Source organism: Nonomuraea turcica, from assembly GCF_030718205.1.
In the GTDB taxonomy this organism is placed as follows: Bacteria; Actinomycetota; Actinomycetes; order Streptosporangiales; family Streptosporangiaceae; genus Nonomuraea.
In genome coordinates, this window is the sequence record NZ_JAUZQF010000040.1 from 1 (window position 1) to 26,847 (window position 26,847).

At 70.1% G+C, this 26,847-nt stretch carries 22 protein-coding genes and 1 pseudogene; 10 read left to right on the plus strand and 13 right to left on the minus strand.

All coding sequences use genetic code 11. The features are described 5' to 3' along the window. Nucleotides 1-53 precede the first annotated feature (53 nt). Nucleotides 54-860, minus strand: a complete 807-nt coding sequence (locus Q9G87_RS54830) for a DUF6461 domain-containing protein (protein ID WP_305924649.1) — start codon at nt 858-860, stop codon at nt 54-56. A gap of 100 nt (nt 861-960) precedes the next feature. Then, nucleotides 961-1,572 carry a hypothetical protein gene (locus tag Q9G87_RS54835; RefSeq protein WP_305924650.1) on the minus strand — a complete coding sequence of 204 codons (612 nt, stop codon included), beginning with the start codon at nt 1,570-1,572 and terminating at the stop codon, nt 961-963. A 190-nt stretch (nt 1,573-1,762) separates the two neighbouring features. Here Q9G87_RS54835 and Q9G87_RS61145 point away from each other — a divergent pair. After that, nucleotides 1,763-2,162: pseudogene (locus Q9G87_RS61145) on the plus strand (IS1634 family transposase); the annotation flags it as partial. Nucleotides 2,163-2,229: 67 nt separating this feature from the next. Here Q9G87_RS61145 and Q9G87_RS54845 read toward each other — a convergent pair. Then, entirely contained in the window at nt 2,230-3,153 is a 924-nt protein-coding gene (locus Q9G87_RS54845) for an RpnC/YadD family protein (protein ID WP_305924652.1), read from the minus strand. A gap of 59 nt (nt 3,154-3,212) precedes the next feature. Next, nucleotides 3,213-4,706 carry a helix-turn-helix domain-containing protein gene (locus tag Q9G87_RS54850; protein WP_305924653.1) on the minus strand — a complete coding sequence of 498 codons (1,494 nt, stop codon included), beginning with the start codon at nt 4,704-4,706 and terminating at the stop codon, nt 3,213-3,215. 95 nt (nt 4,707-4,801) lie between these two features. Between Q9G87_RS54850 and Q9G87_RS54855 the strand changes: the two genes are divergently transcribed. The 3 genes from Q9G87_RS54855 to Q9G87_RS54865 are packed head-to-tail and all read left to right on the plus strand — an operon-like array spanning nt 4,802 to nt 8,662. After that, nucleotides 4,802-6,973, plus strand: coding sequence for a molybdopterin cofactor-binding domain-containing protein (locus Q9G87_RS54855; RefSeq protein WP_305924654.1), 2,172 nt, complete (start codon nt 4,802-4,804; stop codon nt 6,971-6,973). Nucleotides 6,974-6,990: 17 nt separating this feature from the next. Continuing rightward, nucleotides 6,991-7,224: an EF-hand domain-containing protein gene (locus Q9G87_RS54860; protein ID WP_305924655.1), complete on the plus strand. Its 234-nt coding sequence runs from the start codon at nt 6,991-6,993 to the stop codon at nt 7,222-7,224. 58 nt (nt 7,225-7,282) lie between these two features. Further along, the gene (locus tag Q9G87_RS54865; protein ID WP_305924656.1) at nt 7,283-8,662 is read left to right on the plus strand and encodes an NCS2 family permease; all 1,380 of its coding nucleotides are present in this window, start codon (nt 7,283-7,285) and stop codon (nt 8,660-8,662) included. Here Q9G87_RS54865 and Q9G87_RS54870 read toward each other — a convergent pair. Beyond that, the gene (locus Q9G87_RS54870) at nt 8,659-9,573 is read right to left on the minus strand and encodes an excalibur calcium-binding domain-containing protein (RefSeq protein WP_305924657.1); all 915 of its coding nucleotides are present in this window, start codon (nt 9,571-9,573) and stop codon (nt 8,659-8,661) included. The two genes, Q9G87_RS54865 and Q9G87_RS54870, sit on opposite strands and share 4 nt — an antisense overlap. 147 nt (nt 9,574-9,720) lie before the next feature. Here Q9G87_RS54870 and ald point away from each other — a divergent pair, with 147 nt between their 5' ends. Beyond that, the gene (ald, locus tag Q9G87_RS54875; RefSeq protein WP_305924658.1) at nt 9,721-10,836 is read left to right on the plus strand and encodes an alanine dehydrogenase; all 1,116 of its coding nucleotides are present in this window, start codon (nt 9,721-9,723) and stop codon (nt 10,834-10,836) included. Between the two features lie 21 nt (nt 10,837-10,857). Here the strand turns inward: ald and Q9G87_RS54880 are convergent, their stop codons facing one another. Next, nucleotides 10,858-11,568: a DUF3105 domain-containing protein gene (locus Q9G87_RS54880; RefSeq protein WP_305924659.1), complete on the minus strand. Its 711-nt coding sequence runs from the start codon at nt 11,566-11,568 to the stop codon at nt 10,858-10,860. Between the two features lie 120 nt (nt 11,569-11,688). Here Q9G87_RS54880 and Q9G87_RS54885 point away from each other — a divergent pair, with 120 nt between their 5' ends. From Q9G87_RS54885 to Q9G87_RS54895, 3 genes are all read left to right on the plus strand, one after another. After that, complete coding sequence (locus Q9G87_RS54885) at nt 11,689-12,321, plus strand: DUF305 domain-containing protein (RefSeq protein ID WP_305924660.1); 633 nt, start codon at nt 11,689-11,691, stop codon at nt 12,319-12,321. After that, nucleotides 12,321-13,763, plus strand: a complete 1,443-nt coding sequence (locus tag Q9G87_RS54890) for a phytoene desaturase family protein (RefSeq protein ID WP_305924661.1) — start codon at nt 12,321-12,323, stop codon at nt 13,761-13,763. Before Q9G87_RS54885 ends, Q9G87_RS54890 begins: the two co-directional genes overlap by 1 nt. A 466-nt stretch (nt 13,764-14,229) precedes the next feature. Continuing rightward, on the plus strand, nt 14,230-14,538 hold the full coding sequence (locus Q9G87_RS54895) for a hypothetical protein (protein WP_305924662.1): 309 nt from the start codon (nt 14,230-14,232) through the stop codon (nt 14,536-14,538). 113 nt (nt 14,539-14,651) lie between these two features. On the opposite strand, the gene Q9G87_RS54900 is transcribed toward Q9G87_RS54895, so the two are convergent. The 6 genes from Q9G87_RS54900 to Q9G87_RS54925 form a co-directional block, all read right to left on the minus strand. Next, entirely contained in the window at nt 14,652-15,710 is a 1,059-nt protein-coding gene (locus tag Q9G87_RS54900) for a threonine aldolase family protein (RefSeq protein WP_305924663.1), read from the minus strand. Beyond that, entirely contained in the window at nt 15,707-16,336 is a 630-nt protein-coding gene (locus tag Q9G87_RS54905) for an SDR family NAD(P)-dependent oxidoreductase (protein WP_305924664.1), read from the minus strand. Before Q9G87_RS54905 ends, Q9G87_RS54900 begins: the two co-directional genes overlap by 4 nt. Then, on the minus strand, nt 16,333-18,450 hold the full coding sequence (locus tag Q9G87_RS54910; RefSeq protein WP_305924665.1) for a DUF6421 family protein: 2,118 nt from the start codon (nt 18,448-18,450) through the stop codon (nt 16,333-16,335). The genes Q9G87_RS54905 and Q9G87_RS54910 overlap by 4 nt, the downstream gene beginning before the upstream one ends. Nucleotides 18,451-18,520: 70 nt before the next feature. Then, on the minus strand, nt 18,521-19,177 hold the full coding sequence (locus Q9G87_RS54915) for a response regulator (RefSeq protein ID WP_305924666.1): 657 nt from the start codon (nt 19,175-19,177) through the stop codon (nt 18,521-18,523). A gap of 70 nt (nt 19,178-19,247) precedes the next feature. Beyond that, entirely contained in the window at nt 19,248-20,933 is a 1,686-nt protein-coding gene (locus Q9G87_RS54920) for a serine/threonine protein kinase (protein ID WP_305924667.1), read from the minus strand. Then, nucleotides 20,933-22,402, minus strand: a complete 1,470-nt coding sequence (locus Q9G87_RS54925) for a zinc ribbon domain-containing protein (RefSeq protein ID WP_305924668.1) — start codon at nt 22,400-22,402, stop codon at nt 20,933-20,935. The genes Q9G87_RS54920 and Q9G87_RS54925 overlap by 1 nt, the downstream gene beginning before the upstream one ends. 106 nt (nt 22,403-22,508) lie before the next feature. Here Q9G87_RS54925 and Q9G87_RS54930 point away from each other — a divergent pair, with 106 nt between their 5' ends. Beyond that, nucleotides 22,509-24,578, plus strand: coding sequence for a hydantoinase/oxoprolinase family protein (locus Q9G87_RS54930; protein ID WP_305924669.1), 2,070 nt, complete (start codon nt 22,509-22,511; stop codon nt 24,576-24,578). Continuing rightward, entirely contained in the window at nt 24,575-26,275 is a 1,701-nt protein-coding gene (locus tag Q9G87_RS54935) for a hydantoinase B/oxoprolinase family protein (RefSeq protein ID WP_305924670.1), read from the plus strand. Before Q9G87_RS54930 ends, Q9G87_RS54935 begins: the two co-directional genes overlap by 4 nt. On the opposite strand, the gene Q9G87_RS54940 is transcribed toward Q9G87_RS54935, so the two are convergent. After that, nucleotides 26,233-26,811, minus strand: a complete 579-nt coding sequence (locus Q9G87_RS54940; protein ID WP_305924671.1) for a Uma2 family endonuclease — start codon at nt 26,809-26,811, stop codon at nt 26,233-26,235. The two genes, Q9G87_RS54935 and Q9G87_RS54940, sit on opposite strands and share 43 nt — an antisense overlap. Nucleotides 26,812-26,847: the final 36 nt, after the last annotated feature.

Sequence of the window (26,847 nt, forward strand, 5' to 3'; positions counted from 1 at the left end):
CTACGCTGGCCACGAGGTCTCCGGTACTTGGCTCTTCTTGGTCGTTGAACCAACTACCGGAGGCCTCGTCGTTTATCGATGACCGCCACGCCGCAAGCCCTCAAAGACCCTTTTGAAACACGGCCTAACCGGCGACCAACCCGCGACCAGGTTGGGTACGTGCGGCAGCATTGCAGTGCGTCCCGCTGTATAGCAACCACAGCGTCGACCACCTGCACGGAGCCGCAAGCCCAAGTACGAACCGTCAGGTAGTGCTGGTGCCGATGCGCGAGTGCTGCGCCCTGGAAGCAGTCGGTGGCGATGTCAGTTTCCGTGCTGCGTCCGATCAGCGCCAGGGCCGAGCTGATGCTCTCGTTCTCCTCCACGCGATTTTCGAAAACGTCGTCACCGCTGATCTGAAAGCGCAGCCCGTCCATCAGATGATCAAGCGCGTGCGGGTCGTCGCCGTGCATCGGGTCGGGCCGGAGACGGATGAAGGAGGCGACCATGCGCCCGTCCTGGGCGTATTTGAAGTGGTCGTGGCCACTGATGTTCATGCTGAGGGTGAGGGCCTGACGGCCTCCTTCGGTGAGCAACAGCAGGAACGCGTCGTCAGAACGTGCCGGCATGATGCCGATCCAGCCTCCGGCCTCGGCCACCCAGAGGAATCCGTCGTGGATGTGGTGGTCGAGGATCTCGCTCAGGTGGCACGGGGTGCGGGTGGTGAGGTCCAAGGAGAAGGCTTGGGCGAGAACGCCGAGATCCGCGCCCTTGATCCCAATGGTGCTGAACCCCAGCGACCACAGGTCCGGGTCATGATCGAGCCCCTCGGTGACGAAGGTCGAGACCAGAAGCTCGTGCAGGTAGGTCGGTGACTGCATGGCTGCCTCTCGGGAGGAGGGGCATCCCGCGAGATGCCCCTCCTGGGTGGATTACGGGCTGCCTTCCTTCATGATCGGCGCCTGTCCACCTGCATCTGAGTCAGAGAACTCCCCACAACCCGTCCGGAATCCGGCAAAAGGATCGGTTGGACGCGAACCACTCCCGATTGAGGAAGCGGCCGGATATCCGGCCCACCATGCACACCATAAAATGCATATCCCGCTTGAGGTTCCTCGTCTCGCCGAGCTCCAGTCCAGGGGTGTACGGCATGTACTCAGGGAGATCCATATCGCCGCCTTCGTTGTACGGCGGGGTGACGTCTCCGAGCTGTTCTCCGTCGTAGTAGAGGTTCAGGGGTTCGAGCTCGCCCAGCTCTTCGCGGCAGAAGATCTCGAAAACACGTCGCTTTCCAAGGTTTCGGATGGCGGGATGGTACGGATGCAGGCCGAAGACGAGGACATGTGTCCAGCCGGGGGCGTGCGGGCCGATCCACACAGCGGCCCGCTCCGGTATGCGTCCGTACACCTCAATGGCGGTTTCCAGATCGCAGTCCAGGCGCGAGTCCGGATCCACCCGGAGCAGCCGGGACAGTTCTAAAGGATCATCGCTCTCGACCCAGAGGCCGTGGAATCCGTTCTGGAGACCGTGCCCGTGCTCGACCATCAGATCCCATTGGTTTTCTGCGGGGAGTGCCCGCTCGGGGTGCGTCATTTCTGCATCCTCACATCGCGCGGGGTCCGGGGTTGCCGGGCTGAGCATGACGCGCAGGCTCGGTGTGTTTTGTCCTGACTTGGCTCACGTTCAAGATCGAATTCGAGGCGTAGGGCGCTCACCTTGGGCTTCGCCGTCGAGGATGGCGAAAAGTGCGCACTAAACCGGCCGCATCTCTACCCTGTAGGCCGTGTCTCCGTACGTGCGGACGGTGAAAACGGCCTCAGGTGCCCGCGCGGTGCAGATCGTGTACTCCTCGCGCCGCGGGTCGCGGAAGATCGAGCACATCGGATCCGCGCACGACGACGCCGAGCTGGAGACGCTCAAGGCCATCGCGCGTCAGCGGCTGGCTACTGGGCAGCAAGAGCTGGATCTCGGGCTGGATGACGGCCCGGCCGCGGGCGGGCCGCTGGAGATCGCCAGCTCTCGGATGGAACATCTGTGGGATGCCCTGTCCCGCGCCTATGCCGCGCTCGGGTTCGACGCCGCGTCCGAGGGTGATGAGGTGTTCCGGCAGCTGGTGCTGGCCAGGGTGATCGAACCCGACCAGCAAGCAGGACAGCCTGCGCGTGCTGGACGAAGCAGGCATGACCCTGTCAGGCCATCCTCGGCGAGTACGATGCCCGCCCACGGAGAACGTCGATGGCCTGCGATGCGCTACTCCCCCACCACGCTCTCCGAACCGTCGTCAAAAAGGTCGTCGATGTGCGTGGCTTCGAGAGCGCGCCGCAGCCAGACCTCCAGGAGGGCAAGGTCGGTGCAGGTGGTGATCTGCTGGTGCCGGTCGAGGGGAACGTCGATGCCACGGAAGCGCAGAACGGACAGCACAGAGGCCGCCTCTCCTGCGGCGCGGCCTCTGTGCTCGCCTTCTTGCAGGCCTTCTTCCAGACCTGCTGCCTGGCCCTTGCGGTACAGGTTCTGGGCCCAGGGGCTGTGCTCGGGGATGTAGATCGTCACGGTTTCCTCCAGAAGCCGGCGGGCCTGCGGCGCGGCCATGTCGATAGTGTAGCCAAACAGCGACGCCGCGTCATCGGCCGGCAAGTCGGTGAGAAGCTTGATGAATGCCTCGGCGACCTCCTGCAGGTGGCCGTGAGCCATTACTGACAGCGCCGCCGTCAGCAGGTCCGCGGCCATCTGCTTCGAGTCGGTCAGGACGGGGATGCGGTCGGGCCCGACGATCACCGATTGCATGGTGATGGTCAGGCAGCCGCTGCTGATCTCCACCCGCTCGGTGAAGCGCGCCGCGCCGGGATCGGGCGTGATAAAGATGACGTAGACCGGTTTGCGGGTCTCCAGGCGCAGCATTTCGGCCGCCTCGACGGTCTGCTGCAACTTCTGCTCCGACATTTCGGTCTCGACCTCGACGATGGTGGAAAACCATCGGTCCTGGGGCGGGCCGCCGAATACGACGGTGTCGGCATGCATCTCCCTGGAGATGCGGTCCCGCAGGTCTCCCGGCCCCACCCACAGCGGGGCGTCGGTCGGCAATGCGATCCCGCCGACCTCGCGCAGCAGGCGGATGGGCAGGTCGAGATGGTCGCGGATGAGCCGGTTGAGGGCGTCGTGCCGGGGGGAGGGCATGCACGCAACGTTATCATCCGGTCACGCATCCGTATGTTTTTCGGCGATCTGTAATGCGGTTATCGCGGCAGACCCGTGTCTCTGAGGGCCAGGAAGAAGTCCACGCGGTCGGCCATGGTGGACAGGTTTCTGCCGGTGAGCTCCTCGATTCTGCGGATGCGGTAACGCACGGTGTTGACGTGGACGTGGAGCTGCTCGGCGCAGGCGTTCCATGAGCCTGCACAGTCGAGGAAGACGCCGAGCGTGCGCACCAGCTCGGACTGGTGCCTGCGGTCGTAGGCGAGCAGCGGCGACAGCAGCCGGGCCGCGAACGAGCGGCGCACGTCGCCCGGCACCGTGGCCAGCAGCAGGGCGTGCGTGTAGATCTCGTCGCTGGTCACCACCCCGCCGGCGCGGGCCTCGGCCAGCCGCCGGGCGTGCCCGGCCTCCTCCACGCCGCCCTTGATCGCGGCGGGCCCGGTGAGGGCGCCGCTCAGCCCCGCGCAGACGCGAGCGTCCGGCAGCACGGCCAGCACCTCAGCCCCGGCACGCAGCCGGTCGGCCAGCTCCGCCGTGGTGCGTCCGCGCAGCGGCACCACGGCGACCGCGCCGTCGGCGCCGGCCGCCGCCACGACCTCGCGGCCGAGCAGTTCCTCGACGATCTGGCCGCCGAGTGTGGCGGGGTCGGGTCCGCGGGTGGCTCCAGGGCGGGGCGCGGTGGCGTTCACGATCGCGTACGGCTCCGCCGCGTCGATCCCGCACGTGCGCAGCCTGGCGTTGAGCTCGGCCACGTCGGCGTCGGCGAGCGCGGCCACGATGAGTTGCTCGGCCAGGCGGCGCTCGACCCTGCGGCCCTCCTCCATGCGGCTGCGTTCGAGCCCGACGCAGGCGGCCAGCTCGTAGCCGAGGTCGGCGCGGCCGATCAGGTCGCCGTCGCAGGCCAGGATCCAGCCCGCAGCGCGGTGCCCGCGCCCGACCGCGAAGATGGTGCTGCCGGCGACCAGGGCGGGCAGCCGTGGCGCCGTCAGGTATGCCCTGGCCAGCCCCACGGGATCCTGGACCGAGCCGACGATCATCCCGCCGGAGGCGGACAGGACGGCGCCGGTGACGCCGAGCTCGGCGGCGGTCAGTTCGAACAGCTCGCGCAGGTCGGCGCCCTCGGCGATGGCCGCGACCAGCCTGCGGTGGCGTCCGAGCGCGTCGCGTACGTCGCCGGACAGCCGGGGCACGACCAGCTCGGTCAGCGTGCGGAAGGAGACCTCGGTCGGCACCTCGATCAGCGGCAGGCCGGCGGCCCTGCACGCGTCCACCAGGTCGCCGGGCACGTGGCCCAGCCAGGCCGCGCCCGCGCCCAGGGCGGCGACGCCGGCCTCGGCCAGCGCGGCCACGAACCTGGAGGAGTCCTCCGGCGTGTGCCGCCACATGAGCCCGGTCAGCACCAGTTCCCCACCCGACAGGTAGCGCCCCGGCTCGGGCAGGTCGGTGATGTGGACCGTGCTGAACTCGCGATCGGGGTCGCCGGTGAGCAGCGTCAGCCGCAGATCGTCGATGGCCAGCAGGTCACTGATACGCACTTGGAGGAATATACAAGCCGCATGTTACGTGCTTTGACATGGATTTCACGTCGCGTGCATAGGACCGGGACGGGCGGCGGTGCTCTACTCGGAGGATGACGGAGACGGCGTACACGACGCGACACGGTGTCGGTGAGAGCGCGCGGCGTCCTGACGCGGCGCTGAAGGTGAGCGGCGAGTTCGCCTTCGCCTCCGACCTGTGGATCGACGGCATGGCCTGGGGGGCGACGTTGCGCAGCCCGCATCCGTCGGCGTGGATCCGCTCGATCGACGTGGGCCCCGCGCTGAAGATCCCCGGCGTGTTCACCGTGCTGACGCACGAGGACGTGCCGGGCGCGAAGTTCTACGGGCTGGAGCACAAGGACCAGCCGGTGCTGGCCATCGACCAGGTCCGCTACCAGGGCGAGCCGGTGGCGATCGTGGCGGCCGACCATCCGGAGACGGCCCGCAGGGCGGCCGCGGCGATCGTGGTGGAGTACGAGGTCCGCCAGGCCGTCACCGACCCCCGCGAGTCCCAGGAGATCGTGCGGTACCAGCCGGTGCGGGTGGGCGACACGTTCGAGGCCGAGGTCGTGGTCACCGGCGAGTACGAGGTCGGCATGCAGGACCAGGCCTTCCTCGGCCCGGAAGCCGGGCTGGCGGTCCCTGCCGAGGACGGCGGCGTCGATCTGTACATCGCCACACAGTGGCTGCACGTGGACCGCGACCAGCTCGCCCCCTGCCTCGGCCTGCCTCAGGACAAGGTGCGCCTGACGCTGTCCGGCGTGGGCGGCGCGTTCGGCGCCCGCGAGGACCTATCGATGCAGGTGCACGCCTGCATGCTGGCGCTGCGCCTGGACCGCCCCGTGAAGATGGTCTACGGCCGTGAGGAGTCGTTCTTCGGCCACGTGCACCGCCACCCGGCCAGGATGCGCTACGAGCACGGCGCCACCCGCGACGGCCGGCTCGTCTACGTCAAGGCCGACATCCTGCTGGACGGCGGCGCGTACTGCTCCTCCTCGCCCGCCGTGGTGGGCAACGCCGCGTCGCTGGGGGTGGGCCCGTACGAGGTGCCGAACGTGCACGTGGACGCCACCGGCGTCTACACCAACAACCCGCCGTGCGGCGCGATGCGGGGCTTCGGCGCGGTGCAGGCCTGTTACGCCTACGAGTCGCAGATGGACCGCCTGGCCGAGGCGTGCGGGCTGTCGCCGGTGGAGATCCGGGTGCGCAACGCCGTCTCCCAGGGCTCGCTGCTCATCACCGGCCAGCTGATCGACTCGCCGGCCCCGCTCGCTGAGATGCTGCGTGATCTGGAGGCCATGCCGCTGCCCGCCGACGCCCAGGATCGGGACCTGCGGGGGTTGCCCGGCGGCGTCTCCCAGACCACGCACGGCGAGTCGGTGCGGCGCGGAGTCGGGTACGGCGTCGGCATCAAGAACATCTGCTTCTCCGAGGGCTTCGACGACTACTCCACGGCCCGGGTGCGTGCCGAGCTGGTGGGCGGCGAGCCGCACGTCACCGTGCACACGGCCGCAGCCGAGGTAGGCCAGGGCCTGGTGACGATCCAGGCCCAGATCGCGCGCACCGAGCTGGGCGTCGACCACGTCACCGTGGCCACCGCCGACACGCAGGTGGGCTCGGCGGGCTCGTCGTCGGCGTCGCGGCAGTCGTACGTCACCGGCGGCGCGGTGAAGGCCGCCTGCGAGGCCGTGCGCGAGCGGTTCAAGGGGCTGCCGGCGCGGGAGGCGCTGGAGAGGTTCGGGCCGATCGAGGAGACCCGCGAGTACCGGCACCGGCCCACGTACCGGATGGATCCGCGCACCGGGCAGGGCGACTCGCACACGCAGCTGGCGCTGTGCGTGCACCGGGCCGTGGTGGACGTGGACGTGGAGCTCGGGCTGGTCAAGGTGGTGGAGCTGGCGGCCGTGCAGGACGTCGGGCGGATACTGAACCCGCTGGCGCTGGAGGGGCAGATCCATGGCGGGAGCGCGCAGGGCCTCGGGCTGGCGCTGATGGAGGAGATCCAGATGCGCGACGGGCAGGTGCTGAACCCGTCGTTCACCGACTACCTCATCCCCACCATTCTCGACATGCCGCCCATGCAGCTGAAAATCCTGGAAAATCCTGACCCTGCAGCTCCGTACGGGCTGCGTGGCGCGGGCGAGCCCCCGACGTTGTCCTCCACGCCCGCCATCGCCGCGGCGGTGCGGGCGGCGACGGGGCTCAGGTTGACGCGTGTTCCGATCAGGCCGGAAGATATCGCCCTGTTCGGTAAAGGGGTCTAACAACGGGGAGGTATCCGATGGCAAGCGCACGTGAGGCGGCCGAGGCGGAATTCCGGCGTTTCGACGCCGACGGCGACGGCCTGCTGACCGCGGCCGAGATCCGCCAGGCCAACGAGGCGCTGGGCGGGCAGGGCGTGTCCGAGAGCGAAGTCGAGGCGTTCATCAAGTCCGCCGACCGCGACGGCGACGGCACGATCGGGCTCGAGGAGTTCGTCGGTCTCGTCGGCCACGGGCGGCACGAGAAAGCGTGATCTTGTCCCCCGCCGGGTAGGTGGTCCGGCACTCCCCCTGATCGTCGAGGGGGATGGCGTGCTCGACCGATTCTTCGAGCTGACCGGGCGGGGGACCACCGTCGGCCGCGAGGTGCGTGGCGGGATCACCACGTTCGTGGCCATGGCCTACATCATCCTGCTCAACCCGATCATCCTGGCCGGCGCGAAGGACGTCACGGGGGCTCGGCTCTCCATCGCCGAGCTGACCACCTCCACCGCGCTGGCCGCGGCCGTGACCACGCTGCTCATGGCCTTCATCGGCAACGCGCCCTTCGGCCTGGCGGCCGGGCTGGGGCTGAACGCGGTGGTCGCCTACCAGGCCGCGCCGCACATGACGTGGGCCGAGGCCATGGGGCTGGTGGTGCTCGAAGGCCTGGTGATCATCGTGCTGGCCGTGACCGGCCTGCGCACCCTGATCATGAACGCGATCCCGCTGGCGCTCAAGCACGCCATCAGCGTGGGCATCGGCCTGTTCATCGCGCTCATCGGGCTGGTCGACGCCGGCTTCGTGGCGGCGGGCGCGGCCACGCCCGTGCAGCTCGGCACGACCGGGCACCTGACGGGCTGGCCGGTCACGATGTTCTGCGTCGGCCTGCTGCTGATGATCGCCCTGTTCGCGCGGCGGATCCCTGGCGCCATCCTCATCAGCATCGTGGTCACCGCGGCCCTGTCCATCCTGGTGAACGCGCTGGCCACGATCGATCCCAGATCGTGGGGCGTGGTCACGCCGCGGGTGCCCGAGTCGCTGGTCGCCGCGCCGCAGTTCGGGCTGGTCGGCGAGTTCGACGTGTTCGGCGGGTTCGCCAGGGCGGGGGCGCTGACGGCGGGAGTGGTGCTGTTCACCCTGGTGTTGTCCGGGTTCTTCGACGCGATGGGCACGATCATCGGTGTCAGCGACGAAGCCGGGCTCGTGGACCGGCAGGGGCGCGTGCCGCGGCTGGGCCGGGTCCTGACGGTGGACGGCGTCGGCGGCGTGGTAGGCGGCGTGGTGAGCTCCTCGGCGAACACCGTCTTCGTGGAGTCGGCCGCCGGCGTCGGCGAGGGGGCGCGGACGGGCCTCGCCAGTGTGGCGACCGGGGCGCTGCTGGGGCTGACGCTGCTGTTCACGCCGCTGGCCGCGGTGGTGCCCGCCGCCGCGGCGGCGCCCGCGCTGGTGCTGGTCGGGGCGCTGATGATGATGCAAAGCAAGAACGTGCCATGGGACGACGTCGAGCTCGCCGTGCCGGCGTTCCTGACGATCGCGCTGATGCCGTTCACCTACTCGATCACGAACGGCGTCGGCGCCGGTGTGATCGTCTATACGCTCATCAAGGCCGTCAAGGGGAAGTTCGCCGAGATCCCGTGGTTGTTGTGGATCGTGTCGGCGATCTTCCTGGCGTACTTCGGGATCGACTGGCTTGAGCGGCTCTTCGACTAGCGGATGTCCGCGGAGTTGCAGGCCGTGCCGTTGTTGTCGACGTCGGGGTACCACGAGTATTCCTCGTGCGTGCCCTTGTGGTAGGGGCCGTAGCCGGCCGCCACGGCCTCCTTGCAGGTGGCGTAGCGGCGGCCGGGGGTGCGGCCGGCGTTGGTCGCGGGGTTCGTCACGCCGGGGTTCGTCCCCGTGCCACCGGTGCTCCCTGTGGTGCCAGGGGTCCCCGTGGTGCCGGTCGTCCCGCTTGTCCCGGTCGTGCCGGGGGGCGTGGCCGGCGCGCTGCTGCCGAGGGAGTCAGTGGGCGCGGGGGTGCCGCTCGCCACCGGGCCGAGCAGACGGGAGGACAGCGCGCGGGCCTCAGCCTCGGTGTACCCGGCGATGCTCATGCTGTCGCCGTCCATGCTCTGGGTGACGATGGGCGCGGCCAGCACGATCTTGGGCTGGTCGGGTTGCTCGGGCGCCAGCACGACCGCCACCTGTCGCTGCTCGGCCACCAACTCGTCGATGAGCTGGACCAGCCGCTCCTTGAACGCCGGCGCGATCGCGATGCGCACGGAGTATTGGCCGTCCTTCTCGCGCACCGGCTCGATCTGCTGGACGGCGCCGACGGTGACGCCGTCCTCCAGCAGGTAGCAGGTCTTCTGCGGCTCGTCCAGCACGGCCGGATCGCCCGGGCACGGCGCGGGCTTGGTCTCCCTGACCGGGGCGAAGTGGATGGGCACGGGCAGGCGGTGCGGCGGCGTGCCGCCTAACAGCGGCGTGTCGGGATTTTGCGTCATCAGCACGGCGACCGTGCCGGCCACGCCTGCGACGAGCACGACGAGGACCAGCGAGACGATCAACACGATGGTGGTGAGTCTGCTGGCCTTCGGCTCCCCCGGGTCCGCGAGTGGCGGCTCTTCCGGCTTGTCCATCGATGACGTTTCCCATCCTGATGTTCGGGCTGCCGGTGAGCCTATCGAGGACAGGCCTTACCGAGGTAATCAGCCGGAGCATCCCCGTTCAACCGCCCCTGTGGAGGAAGAATGAAAGAAGGATCCCGAATGGACGGGAGTTGTTCCATGAAGATCGGCGTTCCTCTAGAAGTCAAGAACAGCGAATATCGGGTGGCGCTCACCCCAGCGGGGGTGAACGAGCTGGTGCGCCACGACCATCAGGTCTACGTCGAGCGGGGGGCCGGCGAAGGGTCGTCGATCCCCGACTCCTACTACGCCGCGGCTGGCGCCGTCATCGTGCCCACGGCCGACGAGGTGTGGGGCGCGAGCGACCTGATCATGAAGGTAAAGGAGCCGATGCCGGAGGAGTACCACCGGCTGCGCAAGGGGCAGGTGCTCTTCACGTATCTGCATCTGGCCGCTTCCCAAGCGTGCACGCGGGCGCTGCTCGACTCGGGCTGCACCGCGGTCGCGTACGAGACCGTGCAGACCCCGGACGGCGCGCTGCCGCTGCTCGCGCCCATGTCCGAGGTGGCGGGCCGGCTGGCGCCGCAGGTGGGGGCCTACCACCTGATGCGCTCGGCGGGCGGCAGGGGCGTGCTGATGGGCGGCGTCTCCGGCGTGCACGCGGCGCGCGTCGTGGTCATCGGGGCCGGCGTGTCCGGCATGAACGCCGCCGCCATCGCCCTCGGCATGCAGGCCGAGGTGCTGCTGCTCGACAAGAACATCGACAAACTGCGCCAGGCGGACATGATCTACCAGGGGCACCTGCAGACGGTCGCCTCCAACATGCTGGAGATCGAGCGTGCGGTCCTGGAGGCGGACCTGGTCATCGGCGCGGTGCTGGTGCCCGGCGCCAAGGCGCCCGAGCTGGTGAGCAACGACCTGGTCAGCCGGATGAAGCCGGGCTCGGTGCTGGTGGACATCTCGATCGACCAGGGCGGCTGCTTCGCGGACTCGCGGCCGACCACGCACGGGGAGCCGACGTACCGGGTGCACGACTCGATCTTCTACTGCGTGGCCAACATGCCGGGGGCCGTGCCGCACACCTCGACGTTCGCGCTGACGAACGTCACGTTGCCGTACGCGCTGGCCATGGCCAACCTGGGCTGGCGGCAGGCCATGCGCGAGGACGCGGCGCTCGCGCTCGGTCTGAGCAGCCACGAGGGCCATCTGACCAGCCAGCCCGTGGCCGAGGCGCACGGGCTGGAGTGGACGCCGTCGGAGGCGGTGCTGGGCTGACACCCGGCACCGCGGGCTCCGCTACTGCTGGGACTGGCTCGGCGACGGGGAGGCGGTCCCCGTCGGCTGCTGCTGCTGGCCCGTGGGCTCGGGCGGCAGCGGAGCCTGGTCGGCCGTGGTCGTGATGGCGTCGGCGCCGCCGCACGTGGCGCCCGGCTCCGGCGTGTCAGCGCCGTTCTGGTAGCGCTTGATGAACGCCCCGAGCTTCGGGTCGTCCGGGCTGTTCAGCTTGAGCTGGTGACCCCATGATGACACGACGATCGGTGCGGGCAGGTTGGGGAACGGGCTCATCAGCATGTATTCCTGGTTGCCCGTGGACGCGGCCACTTCCTTCAGCTTGTCGACCTGCGCCTTGGGCAGGTCGGGCCGGTAGGTGATCCAGGAGGCGCCGTGCTCCATCGAGTGCACGGCGTGCTCCGGGTGGATCGGCTTGTCGTAGATCGCGCACTGCTGCCAGTAGTTGTTGTGCTCGCCACCCACCGGCGGGGTCTCCTTGTAGGTGACGGCGTTCCACACGTGCTGGCCGGCCTCGTACTTGTAGTTGGCCACGGCGTCCAGCGAGGTCTTCCGAGCCTGGTCGATCAGGTAATAGCCGACCACGCCGACGAGCAACACGATGATCAGCCCGCCCGTTCCCCACATGAGCAGCGCGGCGCGGCGTTGTTTGCGCTTCTGCTCGGCCCGCATCTGCTGCAGATGCTCGCGCCTTGCCTGCGCCTTCTCCTTCGTCATCGTTCCTCCATCGGCGTACCAACAGGGGTCACCTTATGCCCTCCGGCCGTATGCGGAGAATAAGACCGGTGTAAGCGTGCGATCACGGGCGCGCGTGCAGGTGGGTACGCTGGACGAGCCATGAAAAAGCCCGTCAGGAATCCACTCCTTGTCGTCTGCGGCGTGCTGGTGCTCGCCGCAGCCGCATTTCTGCTGTTCGGCCGAGCGGGCACGCCGGGCGACTCCTCGCCCGAGGCCGGATTCGCCCGCGACATGGCCGCGCACCACGCGCAGGCCGTGGACATGGCGTTCACGATCAGGGACAAGGGCCCCGCCAAGGAAGTCAGGAATCTGGCCTTCGACATCATCAACACCCAGGCCAACCAGCGTGGCATGTTCCTCGGCTGGCTGCAGCAGTGGGAGCTGGGCCAGGCGAGCGACCAGCGGCCGATGGCCTGGATGAGCGGCCACGGGCACGGCGGCGCCACGGCGGCGCCCGGCACCATGCCCGGCATGGCCACGCCCGAGGAGCTGACCAAGCTCAAGCAAGCGCAGGGCACGCAGGCCGAGATCCTCTTCCTGCAGTTGATGATCCGCCATCACGAGGGCGGCGTGGAGATGGCCGAGGGCTTGCTCAAGCTGTCCACCCGGCCGGAGGTCGTCAGCATGGCGCAGAAGATCGTCCAGGGGCAGAGCGGCGAGATCAAGCTCATGACGGACATGCTGCGCCAGCGTGGCGCCCAGCCTTATCCGTCGATACTCCAACCTCAGTGATGGACGCCGACGCGATCGTCGTCGGCTCTGGGCCCAACGGGCTGGTCGCCGCGGTCACGCTGGCCCGTGCCGGACGCAAGGTGCTGCTGCTGGAGGCGGCCGAACGGTTCGGCGGCGGGCTGCGCTCCGGCGAGCTGACCCTGCCGGGGCGGGTGCACGACTTCGGGGCGACCGTCATGGCGATGGCGCTGGCCTCGCCGGCGTTCCGCCGGCTCGGCCTCGAAGGCGGCGCGTTTCGCAAGGGGGGCGAGTCCCTCAGGGGGGTGGAGTTCGTCCATCCCGCGGTGCCCGCGGCCCATCCGCTGGACGACCGTCCCGCCGTGCTCGTGCACCGCGACCCGCGCCGCACCGCCGAGGCGCTCGGGCGGGACGCGGGCGCGTGGCTGGCCACCGCCGGCGCGGCGGCGCGAGCCGGGCTTCCGCTGGTGGATCTGCTGCTCGAGCCCTTGGGGCCGTGGCACGTGCCGCCGCGGGCGTTCGCGCAGGCGGCCAGATTCGGGCTCGCGGGCGCGCTGCCCGCCACGACGTTCGCGCGGCGGGCCTTCCGCACCGTGGAAGCGCGCGCGCTGATCGCGGGCATGGCCGCGCATGCCATGCTCGACCTGCGCTCCCCCATCACCGCCGGATACGGCCTGATGCTGGCGTCTCTGGCTCACCTGGTGGGCTGGCCGCTGGTGCGGGGCGGGTCCCAGGTGCTGGCCGACGCCCTCGTGGCCGAGCTCAGAGCGCTGGGCGGGGAGGCGGTCGCCGGGCACCGGGTGCGCCGCCTGGCCGAGCTGTCCGCGCCGACCGTGGTGCTCGACGTGACACCCCGGCAGCTCATCGCCATGGCCGACCTGCCTGCGGGCTACCGCCGGCGGCTCGAACGCTTCCGCTACGGGCCCGGGGTGTTCAAGGTGGACTGGGCGCTGGACGGGCCCGTGCCGTGGCGGGAACCGGCGGTGGCGGGCGCGGGCACGGTGCACCTGGGCGGGACGCTGGAGGAGATCGCGCTCAGCGAGGCGGAGACGGCGGCGGGGCGGCATTCGCCGCGTCCGTACGTGCTCCTCGTCCAGCCGTACGCGGCCGACCCGACCAGGGGCGGGCACACGCTCTGGGCGTACTGCCACGTTCCCAACGGGTCGGCGGTGGACATGACGGACGCCATCGAGACGCAGATCGAGCGGTTTGCGCCGGGGTTCCGTGACCGTGTGCTGGCCAGGCACACGATGGGGCCGGCGGATTTGGAAGCGGCCAATCCGAACCTGGTGGGGGGCGACATCGGGGGTGGGCTGGCGAGCCTGACCCAGTTCCTGCGCCGCCCTGTGTGGTCCCCCGCCCCGTGGCGCACGCCGCTTCCCGGAGTGTTCCTGTGCTCGGCCTCAACGCCGCCGGGGGCCGGGGCGCACGGAATGGGCGGCTGGCAGGCCGCCCGCCTGGCCCTCCGCCCTCGCACGCCGTGACGCTTCCCGGCCCCGGGTAGCGCGCACTCCGCCGGGTGCCGGGATCGCGCCCTCCGCCGGTTCCCCCACGCACGACACGCAGCGGAGCACCGCAAACGGCACCCCAGCCGCGCACGACACGTACCTCCGCGCCTTGCGCCGGTGCGGCTGGAGGTGGTGCGGTGGGAGGTGCACGACACGAGGTGCGCCACGCCAGTTGCGCCACGCCAGTTGCGGCACGCCAGTTGCGGCACGCCAGTTGCGGCACGCCAGTTGCGGCACGCCAGTTGCGGCACGGCAGTTGCGGCACGGCAGTTGCGCCAGCGCCGCGCCAGGTGCGCGACACCAGGTGTGCGACCCAGGTGCGCCACGCGAAGTGCGCCATGGGAGGGTGCGGCGCGAGGTGGACGGCGCCAGTTGCGCGACGCCAGGTGCGCGACACGAGCTGCGCGACGCCAGGTGCGCGACACGAGCTGCGCGACGACGGGTGAAATACGCGAGATGCGCGACGCCACGTGCGCGCCACGTGCGCGGGGCGAGCAGCGCGGCGCGAGCAGCGCGGGGCGAGCAGCGCGGCGCGAGCAGCGCGGCGCGAGCAGCGCGGCGCGAGCAGCGCGGCGCGAGCAGCGCGGCGCGAGCAGCGCGACGCGAGCAGCGCGGCGCGAGCAGCGCGACGCGAGCAGCGCGACGCGAGCAGCGCGACGCGAGCAGCGCGACGCGAGCAGCGCGACGCGAGCAGCGCGACGCGAGCAGCGCGACGCGAGCAGCGCGACGCGAGCAGCGCGACGCCAGGTGAAATACGCGAGATGCGCGACGCCACGTGCGCGGCGCGAGCAGCGCGGCGCGAGCAGCGCGAGCCATGCAGCGCTCAAGGCCGGGCCAGGTCGACGCGAGCCGGGGCGGGTGGCGTCAGGAGCCGGCGGCCTGCATCTCCTCGGCGATGGCGGCGGCGAAGGCGTCCACGTCGGCCTCCGTCGTGTCGAAGGCGCACATCCACCGCACCTCCCCCGTCGCCTCGTTCCACGTGTAGAACCGGAACCGCTTCTGCAGCCGCTCCGTCACGTCCCTGGGCAGGACGGCGAAAACGGCGTTGGCCTCCACGGGCCGGGGCAGCGTGACGCCGGGGATGTCGCGCACGGCCTCGGCCAGGCGCCGCCCCATGGCGTTGGCCCGGCGCGCGTTCCGCAGCCACAGATCTCCCGACAGCAGGGCCTCGAACTGGGCCGACACGAAGCGCATTTTCGACGACAGCTGCATGAACGTCTTGCGGATGTAGTCCACGCCGGTCGCGGCCGAGGGGTTCAGCACGACCACGGCCTCGCCGTACAGGAGCCCGATCTTGGTGCCGCCGAAGGACAGCACGTCCACGCCGGCGTCCGTGGTGAGCGCCCGCATCGGCACGTCCAGCGCCGCCGCCGCGTTCGTCAGGCGGGAGCCGTCGAGGTGGACCAGCAGGCCGAGCTCGTGGGCGTGCGCGCAGATGGCGGCGATCTCGCCGGGTGTGTAGAGGGTGCCCAGCTCGGTGGTGTTCGAGATGGACACCACCCGTGGCTGGGCTCGGTGTACGTCGCCGAAGCCCCACGCCTGCCGGTCGATCAGCTCGGGCGTCAGCTTGCCGTCGGGTGTGGGGACGGTCAGGAGCTTGATGCCCCCGGCAACCTCGGGGGCGCCGCCCTCGTCGGTGTTGATGTGGGCGCTCTCGGCGCAGATGACCGCCTCCCAGTGCGCGGTCATGGCGCGCAGGGAGACGACGTTCGCGGCCGTGCCGTTGAAGACGGGCCACGCCTGCGCCTGCTCGCCGAAGTGCTGCCGGAAGACGTCCTGCAGAGCCTCGGTGTACACGTCGTCGCCGTAGGAGATCTGGTGGCCGCCGTTGGCGGTCGCGATGGCCTGGAGGATCTCGGGGTGCACGCCCGCGTAGTTGTCGCTGGCGAACGCCTTGTGCTGGGGGTCGTGCCGGGGAATCAAGAAGTGAGGTCCAATCGGGTGCCGTTGAGCTCGGCGGCCGGGCGGTCGTACAGGCCGCCGATCGCCGCCGCGAGGTCGTTGACGTCGGTGAAACCGGGGAAGCGCCCGTCCGGTTTGGCGGCCCGCATGGCGTCGTTGACCAGGGCCTTGACGACGAGGATCACCGCTGCGCTGTCCGTGCCGGACAGGGCGTCGGCGAGCGACAGCGTCCACGCCTCCGCCGCAGCCTTGGCCGCAGAGTAAACGGCGCCGCCGGCGGTCGGCCGTTCGGCCGCCTTGGCGGAGACGATCACGAAGCGGCCGTTGTCGCTGCGGCGCAGCAGCGGCTCGAAGGCCAGCGACACGTGCTGGAGCGTACGGATCAGCAGGTCGTGCAGGACGTCCCAGTCCTCGAGGTCGGTCTCGGCGAACGTGCTCGCCCCGCGCCACCCGCCGACCAGGTGCACCACGCCGTCCACCCGGCCGTGCTCGCGGTCGATCCGCTCCGCCAGGCTCTGTACGGCCGCGCGGTCGAGCAGGTCGACGTCGTCCTTGTCGACACCGATCACGGTGTGGCCATTTTTCCGGAAAAATCCGGAAACGGCCTCACCTGTGGGCCCTCCAGCCCCGGTAACCAGAATGATCATGCTCGGAGTCCCTTGGTCGATTCGACGACTTCGCCCAGCTTACGGCGCAGTGCCTCGTAGAACATGCTCAGCGGGAACTCGTCCGGCAGCACCGCGTCCACCTTGGCCTTCTGCTCCTCGGGCAGCGCCTCGATCCCCTTGGCCCAGGTCGAGCCCGGGTGCGGCGCCACGTAGGAGCTCACCAGCTCGTACGCCGCCAGCCAGTGCGCCAGCTTGGACCGGTCGATGCTGTCCCGGTAGAGCTTCTCCACCTCGCCCCGCAGGTCGGCCACCCCGTCCGCGACCCGCTCCCAGTCGATCGACAGCCGGTTGTCGGTCCACCGCACGACATCGTTGCGGTGCAGGTAGGCGAAGAGCAGCTGCCCGCCGAGCCCGTCGTAGTTCCGCACCCGCTCCCCGCTGATCGGGAACCTGAACAGCCGGTCGAACAGGATCGCGTGCTGCACGTACCGGGCGTGCGGCACCCCCTGCTGCTCCAGCTTCACCGCCTCGCCGAACGCGGTCAGGTCGCAGCGCAGCTCCTCCAGCGAGTACAGCCAGTACGGCATCCGCTGTTTGATCATGAACGGGTCGAACGGCAGGTCCCCGTGGCTGTGCGTGCGGTCGTGGACCAGGTCCCACAACACGAACGTGTCCTGCGCGAGCTGCTGCGAGTCCAGCAGCCTGGCGGCGTCCGGCGGCAGGTCCAGCTTGAGCGTCTGCGCGGCCGCCGCGGACACCCGCCTGAACCTGGCGGCCTCGCGGTCGGCGAAGATGCCGCCCCAGGTGAAGCGGGCCGGCGCCTGGCGCACCGCCACCGTCTCGGGGAACAACACGGCCGAGTGCGTGTCGTAGCCGGAGGTGAAGTCCTCGAACGCGATCGGCACGAACATCGGGTTGTCGTAGCCGTTCGCCTCCAGCCTGGCCAGCCAGTCCGGCCAGATCGTACGGATCCAGACGGCCTCCAGGTTGCGGTTGGTGTTGCCGTTCTGGGTGTACATGGGGAACACCACGACGTGCTCCAGACCGTCCACCCGCTGGGTGTCGGGGTGGAAGCGATCGAGCGAGTCGAGGAAGTCGGGCACGCCGAGTCCCTCGCCGGCCCACTTCGCCAGGTCATGGCGCACGGCCTCGAGGTACGCGGCATCGTGCGGGAAATACGGCGATATTTCGCTTACGTGGCCGGCGATCTCGCCTACCAGCGCCTTGGCGCGTTCCTTGGACTCCTCCGGCACCGAGCCGTCCTTGACCTGGAGCGGCCTGAGCTGCTCGACGGCGGCCTTGAGCCGGGCGAACAGGGCTGCCTTGGCCTCGTCGCGCGTCCCCGCCGCCTCGTCGCCCACCGGGACGCGGGCGGCCCAGGTGATCACGTTCGCCCAGAGCCTGCGGTGGTCGTAGTCGTCAAGGGAGTCGTCGCCGAACAGGTCGGAGTCGGCGAACACGACCACGCGGCCCCGGCCGTGCCGTACGGCCACGGCCAGCGGCGCACCGGCCGGATCGGCGGTGGGCGAGGTCGTGAACAACACGGTCGCGTCCGCCGCGGTGGCGCCCCCGACGGACGAAGGCGTGCCAGCGGTCCCGGCGGCGGGCGCGAGGGTCAGGACGCCGGTCCGGTAGAAGCAGGCGGTCTTGACGCCCGCGAGCAGCCCGTCCGTGGTGGCGCGCGTGGCGAGCACCCAGGTGGCCACGTCCCGGTGCGCGTGCCTCGGGTCGCGCACGGTGGTGTGCTCCACCCCGACCCCGAACCGCCCGAGCAGCTCACGCACGTTGTTGCCGTACTTGTCCTGCTCTTCCTCGGCCAGCACCACCAGCCCGCCGCCCGCGGCCACGTACGCCTCGACGGCGTCCAGCTCGGCGGCGGAGAACACCGGGCTACCCTGCCCGGTGGTGCGCTCCCATCGCTCCCCCGAGGGGTGCGCGATCACCACGACGTCCTGATCGGAAAGGACCGCGGCGTCGAGCGGCCCCGACGAGTGAGCGACCACCGTGTGCCCCAGGTGCCGCAGCAGCCCGGCCGCGCGGGCATAGCTGTTGTCGTCGGGATGCGCGGGATTGATGGCCTCGGCCACCTCGCGCCGGATGGTCCACGACTCGCTGTGGGCTTCGTCGAACAACACTCGAGGGAACGCTCGCATGAAATATCTCCTGCATCTACCGCCTTATGCAGGAAAATATACACATAACTACCGCATGCCTCGCCAAACCTCAGGCGGCACCGGGCCGGACGACGCCGGTCTCGTACGCGAACACCACCGCCTGAGCCCGATCGCGCAGGGAGAGCTTCATGAGCACCCGCGCCACGTGCGTCTTGACCGTCGCCTCCCCCACGTACAGATCCCTGGCGATCTCCGCGTTGGTCAGGCCGCGGGCGAGCAGCCGCAGCACCTCCAGCTCACGCGGCGTCAGCTCGGCCAGCATGGGCGAGGGTGCCGGGTCGGCCCGGCCGGCGAACGAGGCGATCACCCGGCTGGTCACGGCCGGGTCGAGCAGCGCGTCACCGGCGTGCACCACCTTGATCGCCTCGAGCAGCTGCTCCGGTGGCGACACCTTCAGCAGGAAGCCGCTGGTGCCGGCGCGCAGCGCGGCGTAGAGGTTCTCGTCGGTGTCGAACGTGGTCAAGGTGATGACCTTGGGCGGCGACGGTGTGTCGAGCAGCTCCTTCGCCGCGGACAGCCCGTCGAGCCTGGGCATCGAGATGTCCATGAGGACGATGTCCGGACGCGTGCGCCGGGCCACGGCGACGGCCTCGCGCCCGTCGGCGGCCTCGCCGACGACTTCCATGCCGGGGTCGCTATCGACGACCATGCGTAACCCGGCCCTGACCATCGCTTGGTCGTCGGCGATGACTATGCGAATGCCCACAAGGCGGAGGGTAGACGCCCGGCGCCTGCCTTGAATACCCAGGCCAAGCCGGGCACAAGTGAGTTACAAGTCACGACACGTGGACGCTCTGCCTGATGCGGGTCTGGGTGGCGTCGTCGCAGGTGGCCTTGGCGCAGAAGTACATCACGAGCATCGTCTTGGGCTGGCGGTCGATCACGTAGCTCACGAAGCCCAGCCTGGTGCCGGTCGCGGGATCGCGCAGCGAGCCGTCGAAGCGGGTGGCGGGGCTGTTGCCGGCCTGATCCTGCACGGGCTTGCCGACATCGACCTCGCCCGGCAGCAGGACCTCCATCTTGGCCTTCATCTGCTCGGAGTCGCCGGCGGGGTCGAGGGTGTCGGAGGTCTGGACGTACACGCCGGACGCCGCCTCGGGGTCGTCGCTGACGATCTGCGAGACCTTCGACCAGTCGGCGCCGGGGCCGGCCACGAACAGGGCCTCGAACTCCGTGGCGTGCGGCGAGGCCACCGCGAACAGGTCGCGGTGCGTACGTGCCGTCCAGTCGCCCGGATACTCGAACGTCAGCGGGGCGGCGGTGCTGGTCTGGTAGCGGGACCAGGTGTCACCCCGGTGGTTCATGATGATCAACGCGACCAGCGCGAGCGCGGCGACGGCGGCGACCAGCGTGGTGGCCACGATCGGGACACGGCCCGGGCGCTTGTGCGGCCCGGTGGGGTGGGTGGGCGGCGCGGGCGGCGCCGCCGCCCTGCCCGCGGCGGCCTGCGGGAGCGGGGCCGCGAGCGGGGCCCCGGCATGGGGTCCGGACGACGGTCCCGCATGCGGCAGGGAATGAGGACCCGACCCGGGGCCCGAGCCGGGCACGGGGTGCGGCCCGGAGTGCGGGCTGCCGCCGGGACGCGGGATGGAGTAGGCCCCACCGGCGAGGTCGTCGGGCGCGTGCCCGCTGACGGCGTCGCGCAGCGCCGAGACGAACTCGGTGCAGGTCGTGTAACGCTGCTCGGGCGACTTGGCCAGGGCGCGGTTCATCACGGCGTCGATCTGCGGCGGCAGGTCGGGCCGCAGCTGGGACAGCGGCGTGGGCTGCTCGGCCAGGTGCGCCCACAGCAGCGCGATGTCGTTCTCGCGCTGGAACGGCAGTCGCGCCGACAGCGCCTCGTAGACCACGCAGGCCAGCGCGTACTGGTCGCACCGGCCGTCGATGTGCTCCTTGTTGATCTGCTCGGGCGACATGTAGCGGGGCGTGCCGATGAACTGGTCGGTCTGGGTCAGCCCGGAGATCGACGAGCGGTGCTTGGTGATGCCGAAGTCGGTCAGGTAGACGTGGTTGTCGGCCAGCAGGATGTTGGCCGGTTTGACGTCGCGATGGATCAGGTCGTGCGCGTGGGCGGCGTCGAGCGCGGCGGCCACCTGCGCGAAGAGCTGGTTGGCCGGGCCGATCGGCAGCGGTCCCCGGTCGTAGATGAGGCGGCGCAGGTCGAGGCCGTCGACGTAGCGCATGGCGATGTAGAGCACGCCGTCGGCGTCGGCGTTGGCCTCGTAGATCGGGATGATGTTGGGATGCTCGATGCTGGCGACCGTCCTGGACTCCAGGATGAACCGCTGCCTGAACCGGTCGTCGACGCTGAGCACCGGGTTGAGGATCTTCAGCGCCACGCGGCGGCTCAACCGGGGGTCGAGCGCCAGGTAGACGACGGCCATGCCGCCTTTGCCGACGATGTCCTCGATGTAATACCCGGCCACCTCCTGGCCGATGAGCGATCTTTCGTTCAATTGCATCACGTCTCGATGGGGTGACCGCAGTAGCCGCAGAATCGATGCGCCTGTCCGAGCCTCATGCCGCACGACGTGCAGTATTTGATCGCCGAATCGGGCGCCGTCATCACCTGCTGCTGCTGTGGGGCCACGTGGAACGACTGGGACCGCCGGACGACCACGGTCTGGTTGGCTCCGTCGTCGAGGTCGAGCGGTGGACCGGCCGCCAGCGGCTGTGGCAGTGCTGTCGATTGAGCCGGAGTGCGGCGGCGCCACAACAAATACGCTCCGCCGCCGGCGGCCAGGAAAAGTATCGCCGCCGCCACGATGAACGGCCACAGTGGCGTGGACCCGGTCGGCTCGGCCGCCGCCCGCTTGGTGCCCTGGTCCTCAGGGCCGCCCCGCTTGGCCAGTGAGGTCTTCAGCAGCCCCGCGGCCACCACGTTGCCGGGGTAGAGCTCGAGCACGCGCTGGAAGCCGGGCGCGGCGTCGGTGTAGTACTTCGTGTGGTAGCGGGTCAGCGCCGCCTCGAACGCCGTGTCGATCGGGCCCCGGCGCGGCACCACCTTGGCTTGGGACAGGATGCCGGTGATCTCCCTGACCCCGATCATCTTGCCTTCCTTGCCGCCGCCGACGAGCAGGCCGACGACGTGGCCGTTCTTGTCACCGATCACCGGCGCGCCCACCAGGCCCTTGTCGGCCAGGGCGCCCAGCTTGACCGGCTCGTCCACCTTCTTCTCGGGGTCGGCGAACGGCCTGCCGCTCTCGCCTGCCCCGCCTCCCTTGCTCAGGTGGGCGATCTCGACGGTGTGCTGGACGTTCGGGCCCGGCCGGCCGAGGAAACCGGCGATGTTGGTGGGCGCGCCCACCTGGTCCGGCACCTTGTCGGCGAGCGGCGCGGTCGGCATGCCGACGCCGCCGGCGACCGGCGTGACCGGCACCAGCACGGCTGGGCTGTCGGGGTCAGAGCCCGCCTTGATGCACTTGACCTTGAAACCTTCGGTGCTGGCCGGCGAGACGTTGGGGAAGGCCGTGATGTCGGGGGTGACGTTGATGATGCAGGTGGCGGTGTCGCTCTTGGGCGGATAACAGGCCTGCAGATGGCGGTTGAGCTGGTCGTCGGCGAGCTTGTGCTTCTCGTAGTCGACGGGGAGCTTCACCTTGTGGTGCTCGGCGAAGATCTTGTTGGCCGCGTAGATCGCGACATCGTTGTCGTTCACCGCGAAGCGCCGCAGCCCGACCATCGTCCCGTCGGGGTTGACCACGGTCCCCGTGCCCGACCCGAACGGGATGTCATAGGACCGCTCCACGTGCTTCAGCTCGCCGAGGTGGTCGAGCAGGGTGATCTCCACGTGGGACACGGCTTCCACGCGCACCACGGCCGGACTCACCAGGTCGGTGATCCCGCTCGGGTGCTCGTGTGCCGCGACCGGTAACGCGGTCAGCACCAGGGCTGCCGCGATGCCACCTGCCAGAGCTGTGAGGCGCGCCATCTCTCCGCTCCAAACACAAGGGATAGGACCAGGGTCCCAATCACCTGTCGTAAGTCAATAGACCACTCGGTAGACAAGCGCTTGCTAGGGGGCATAACGTACCCGCGTGGCCTACACGATCGGCGTCGATGTCGGGGGCACCTTCACCGATGTGGTCCTTCGTAGTACGTCCGGCGCGATTTCCGTGGTCAAGTGCTTGAGTACCCACTACGACCCCATCGCGGGAATCGTCTCCGGCGTTACGCGCGCGCTCGGCGACCGCGACCCCGCGCAGGTCACCCGGGTGGTGCACGCGACCACGCTGGCCACCAACGCGGTGCTCGAACGCAAGGGCGTGCGCGTCGCCTACGTCACGACTCAGGGCTTCCGCGCCTCCGTCCCGCTCGGCCGCTACGCGCGGGTCGAGGAGGACCGCTACGATCTGCGCTTCTCCCCGCCCCCTCCCCCGGTGGCCGCGGCGGACTGCTTCGAGGTGGTGGAGCGGATCTCGGCGCGCGGCGAGGTCCTGACGCCGCTGGATGCGAACTCCGTACGGCACGTGGCCGCGGAGATCGCGCGGCGCGGCATCGCGTCGACGGCCGTGTGCCTGCTGCACGCCTACGCCAACCCTGACCATGAACGGCAAGTGGCGGCGATCCTCCGGCAGTCCGTCCCCACGGTGGTGACCTCGTCGGAGGTATGGCCGGAGATCCGCGAGTACGAGCGCGCCACCACCACCATCATGTCCGCCTATATCGGGCCATTGATGGCCTCCTATCTGTCGCGGCTCCGCGACCGGCTGGCCGAGATCGGCATCCACGCGCCCATCCACGTCATGGAGTCCAGCGGCGGCGTGATCTCCGCCGACCTGGCCGCCAGGCGGGCGGTGGCCACGATCGAGTCCGGGCCTGCGGCGGGGGTGCTGGCGGCCGCCGGGGCCGGGTTCGCGGACGTGATCTCGTTCGACATGGGCGGCACCACCGCCAAGGCGTGCGTGGTGCGCGGCGGGCGGCCGGAGATCACCCATGAGTTCCACGTGGGCGGCAAGGGCAGCTTCGGCGGGCGGCGGGCGGGCACCGGCGTGCCGATCAAGACGCCTGCCATCGACCTGGCGGAGGTGGGGGCGGGCGGCGGCAGCATCGCCTGGCTCGACGCGGCGGGCGCGCTGCGCGTGGGCCCGCACTCGGCCGGGTCGTCACCCGGCCCCGCCTGTTACGGCCTGGGCGGCTCCGAGCCGACCGTCACGGACGCGAACCTGGTGCTCGGCTATCTCTCCTCCGCCTCGATCCCCCTGTCGCCGTCGCTGGCGGACAAGGCCCTGGACCGGCTGGCGGGGCCGCTCGGGGTGTCGCGGGAAGAGGCGGCGTACGCCGTGCACGAGATCGTGAGCGCCTCGATGGCGTCCGCGGTGCACGTGGTGACGGTGCAGCGCGGCATCGACCCGCGCGGCTTCGCCCTGGTGGCCTTCGGCGGGGCCGGGCCGATGCACGCGGCCAGGGTGGCCGAGCGGTTCGGGATCTCGACCGTGGTGGCGCCCGCGTACTGCGGGGTGGCCTCGGCGGCGGGCCTGCTGGCCGGGGAGCTGTCCACGGACCGGGTGCTATCCCGGCTGGGCGCGGGCGACCCGGAGCCGATCTTCGCCGAACTGTCCGCGGAGGCCGCCGCCGACCTGGGCGTCTCGCCGGCGGATCCCGAGGTTTCTATGCAGCGGTCGGTGGACGTCCGCTTCAAGGGCCAGTCGCACGACCTGACCGTCGAGTGGTCCGATTCGCCGGAGATGCTCGCGTCCCGGTTCTTCGAGCGATATCGGCAGGTGTACGGCATCGCACAGCAGGGCGAGATCGAGCTGGTCAGCTACCGCGTCCGCGTGATCGTCCGGGCCGACGAGGGCAGTGCCAGCGCCGATGCGGCGGGACGTGGTACGGCGGAGTCCGGCGCAACACGTGCGGCGGCCGACCCGGTGTCCCCGGAGACCAGCGAGGCCCACCCGTACCTCCCCGCTCCACGCCGGGCGTACTTCCCCGAGCTGGGCGGCTACGTCGAGATCCCCGTGCACACCAGGGACACCATGGGCGCCACGCTCCCCGGCCCGGCCGTCATCGAGGACGCCGAGTCCACCATCGTCGTCCCGCCCGCCTGGACCGCCACGCTCACCGAGTCCCGCGCCGTCCACCTGACACCCGGGAGCGGCAGATGATCGACGCCCTGACCGCGGAGGTGCTCAGGAACGCGCTGGTGGTGGCCGCGGAGGAGGCCAGCATCGTGGTGGTGCGCTCGGCGTACTCGACCTTCATCGTCGAGGGATCCGACGCCTCCGCCGCCGTCCTGGACGCCCGGGGACGCCTGATCGCCCAGTCCATGGCCACCACGCTCATGAACAGCATGGCGCTCAAAGTGGCGCTCCCGGAGCTGATCAAGGACATCCATCTGGACACGATGCGCCCCGGCGAGGCGTACGTGCTCAACGATGCCTACCGGGGCGGCGTGCACACCAACGACCTGCTCGTCTACCGCCCGGTCTTCGTCGACGGCGCACCCGCGTACTTCACCGCCACCATGATCCACGTCTCGGACCTGGGCGGCCTGTCGGCAGGCGGGATGGCGCCGCTGGCCACGGACATCTTCCTGGAGGGCCTGCAGCTCCCGCCGGTACGCCTGGCGACCGCCGACGGCATCGACCCGGCCATGGAGGCCATCCTGCGGGCCAACAGCCGCACCCCGGACAAGGTCATGGGGGACGTACGAGCTCTCGTGGCCGGCACAGCGGTGGCCGCCGCCCGCTTGGAGGCGCTGATCGCCAAGCACGGGGTGGACGGGCTGGCGGCAGGCGTCGACGACTACCTGGACTACACGGAGGCCAGGACCCGCGCCTCCCTGGCCGACCTCCCGGAGGGCCGCTTCGAGGCGGCATACCCGCTCGACGACGACGGCATAAATCCCGAAAAATCCCATCACATCCGCGTCGCCGTCACCCTCAGCGCCACCCAGGCCGTGCTGGACTTCGCGGGCACCGACCCGCAGGTCCCGGCCGCCATCAACGCCTCGGCCTCGCAGTCCCTGGCGGCGGCCGTCTTCGCGGTCCGCTGCTTCCTGGACCCGACGATCCCCATGAACGACGGCTGCCTGCGCGCCATCGAGGTGCGCCTGCCGGAGGGCTCCCTGCTCAACGCCCGCTCCCCTTATCCCTGCGGCGGCCGGTACGTCCCGATCTACGCCGCTATGGAGGCCGTCTTCCAGGCGTTGTCCGACGCGGTGCCCGAACGGGCGATCGCGCCCAGCGGGATCCTGCAGCCGTTCTCGATCGCCGCCGTCGGGGCGCCGTACTGGATCCACCTGTCGTACGACTTCGGCGGCGTCGGCGCCCGGCAAGGGCTGGACGGGCCGGACGCGACGGGCGTGCACTTCGGCATCGGGCGCAACTCGGTGCCGCAGGTGGAGCCGGTGGAGAGCCGCTGCCCGCTGATCGTCGAGTCGATCGAGACGATCCCGGATTCGGGCGGTCCCGGGCGGTATCGCGGCGGGCTGGGCTCGCGCACCGTCTACCGTTTCCTGGCCGACTGCCACGTCACAACCCGCGGCGACCGCCTCCGCCTGCCGCCCCCGGGCCGGGACGGCGGGCTGCCGGGGCGGCTGGGCGGCTTCTTCAAGCGCCATCTGGACGGGACGGTGGAGCGGCTGGCGTCGAAGGTCAACAATGTACGGTTCGCGGCCGACGAGGCGTTCATCGTGGAGACGACAGGCGGCGCCGGCCTCGGCCCACCGGCCGAACGGGATGCTGCTGCGATCCTGGCCGACCTCGAGGCGGGGCGCGTCACGCCTCGAGGAGCGGCTGAGGATTACGGTTTCGAGACTCAGCCGCCGATCAGATCGGCAGGATCGAAGCTCACCGGGTAAGGCCACGACAGGATCGCCAGGGCTCCAGGCTTGTAGGCGACGGGCCCTCGATAGGAGTCACCTTGCAACTCGTAGACATAGAGTGACGGGCCTTCATCGGGCTCGACGCGCCAGTAGAAGGGAATGCCCGCCGCCGCATATGCGGCTACCTTGGCCGTTCTGTCATGGACACCGGTGGTCGGGCTGACTACTTCCACAACTAGCAGCAGGTCACGAGGGGCGAACATGAGCCTTACCGAGTCAGACACCGCCTTGGGCACCACGACGAGGTCAGGTATGTAGAAATCCTTATCGCTGGGGCGGACGTTGACGGTTGACAGGGGCTCCAGCTCAGCCGGTGCCGCATCGTCGAGGATGCGCTGCAGCCGGTAGATGATGCGCTGGTGCCGGGGGGTGGGGGCAGGACTCACTACCAGGCTCCCGTTGAAGAGCTCGTAACGATTCCCGTCATCGGGGAACTTGAACAGGTCGTCAACCGTGAACGGCCGTGCACCGGGAAGAAACCCGCGCCCCGGAGTCGGTTCGATCGTCGCCATTGCGGTCACCCACTCAGTATCGGGAGTCTCGCCCTC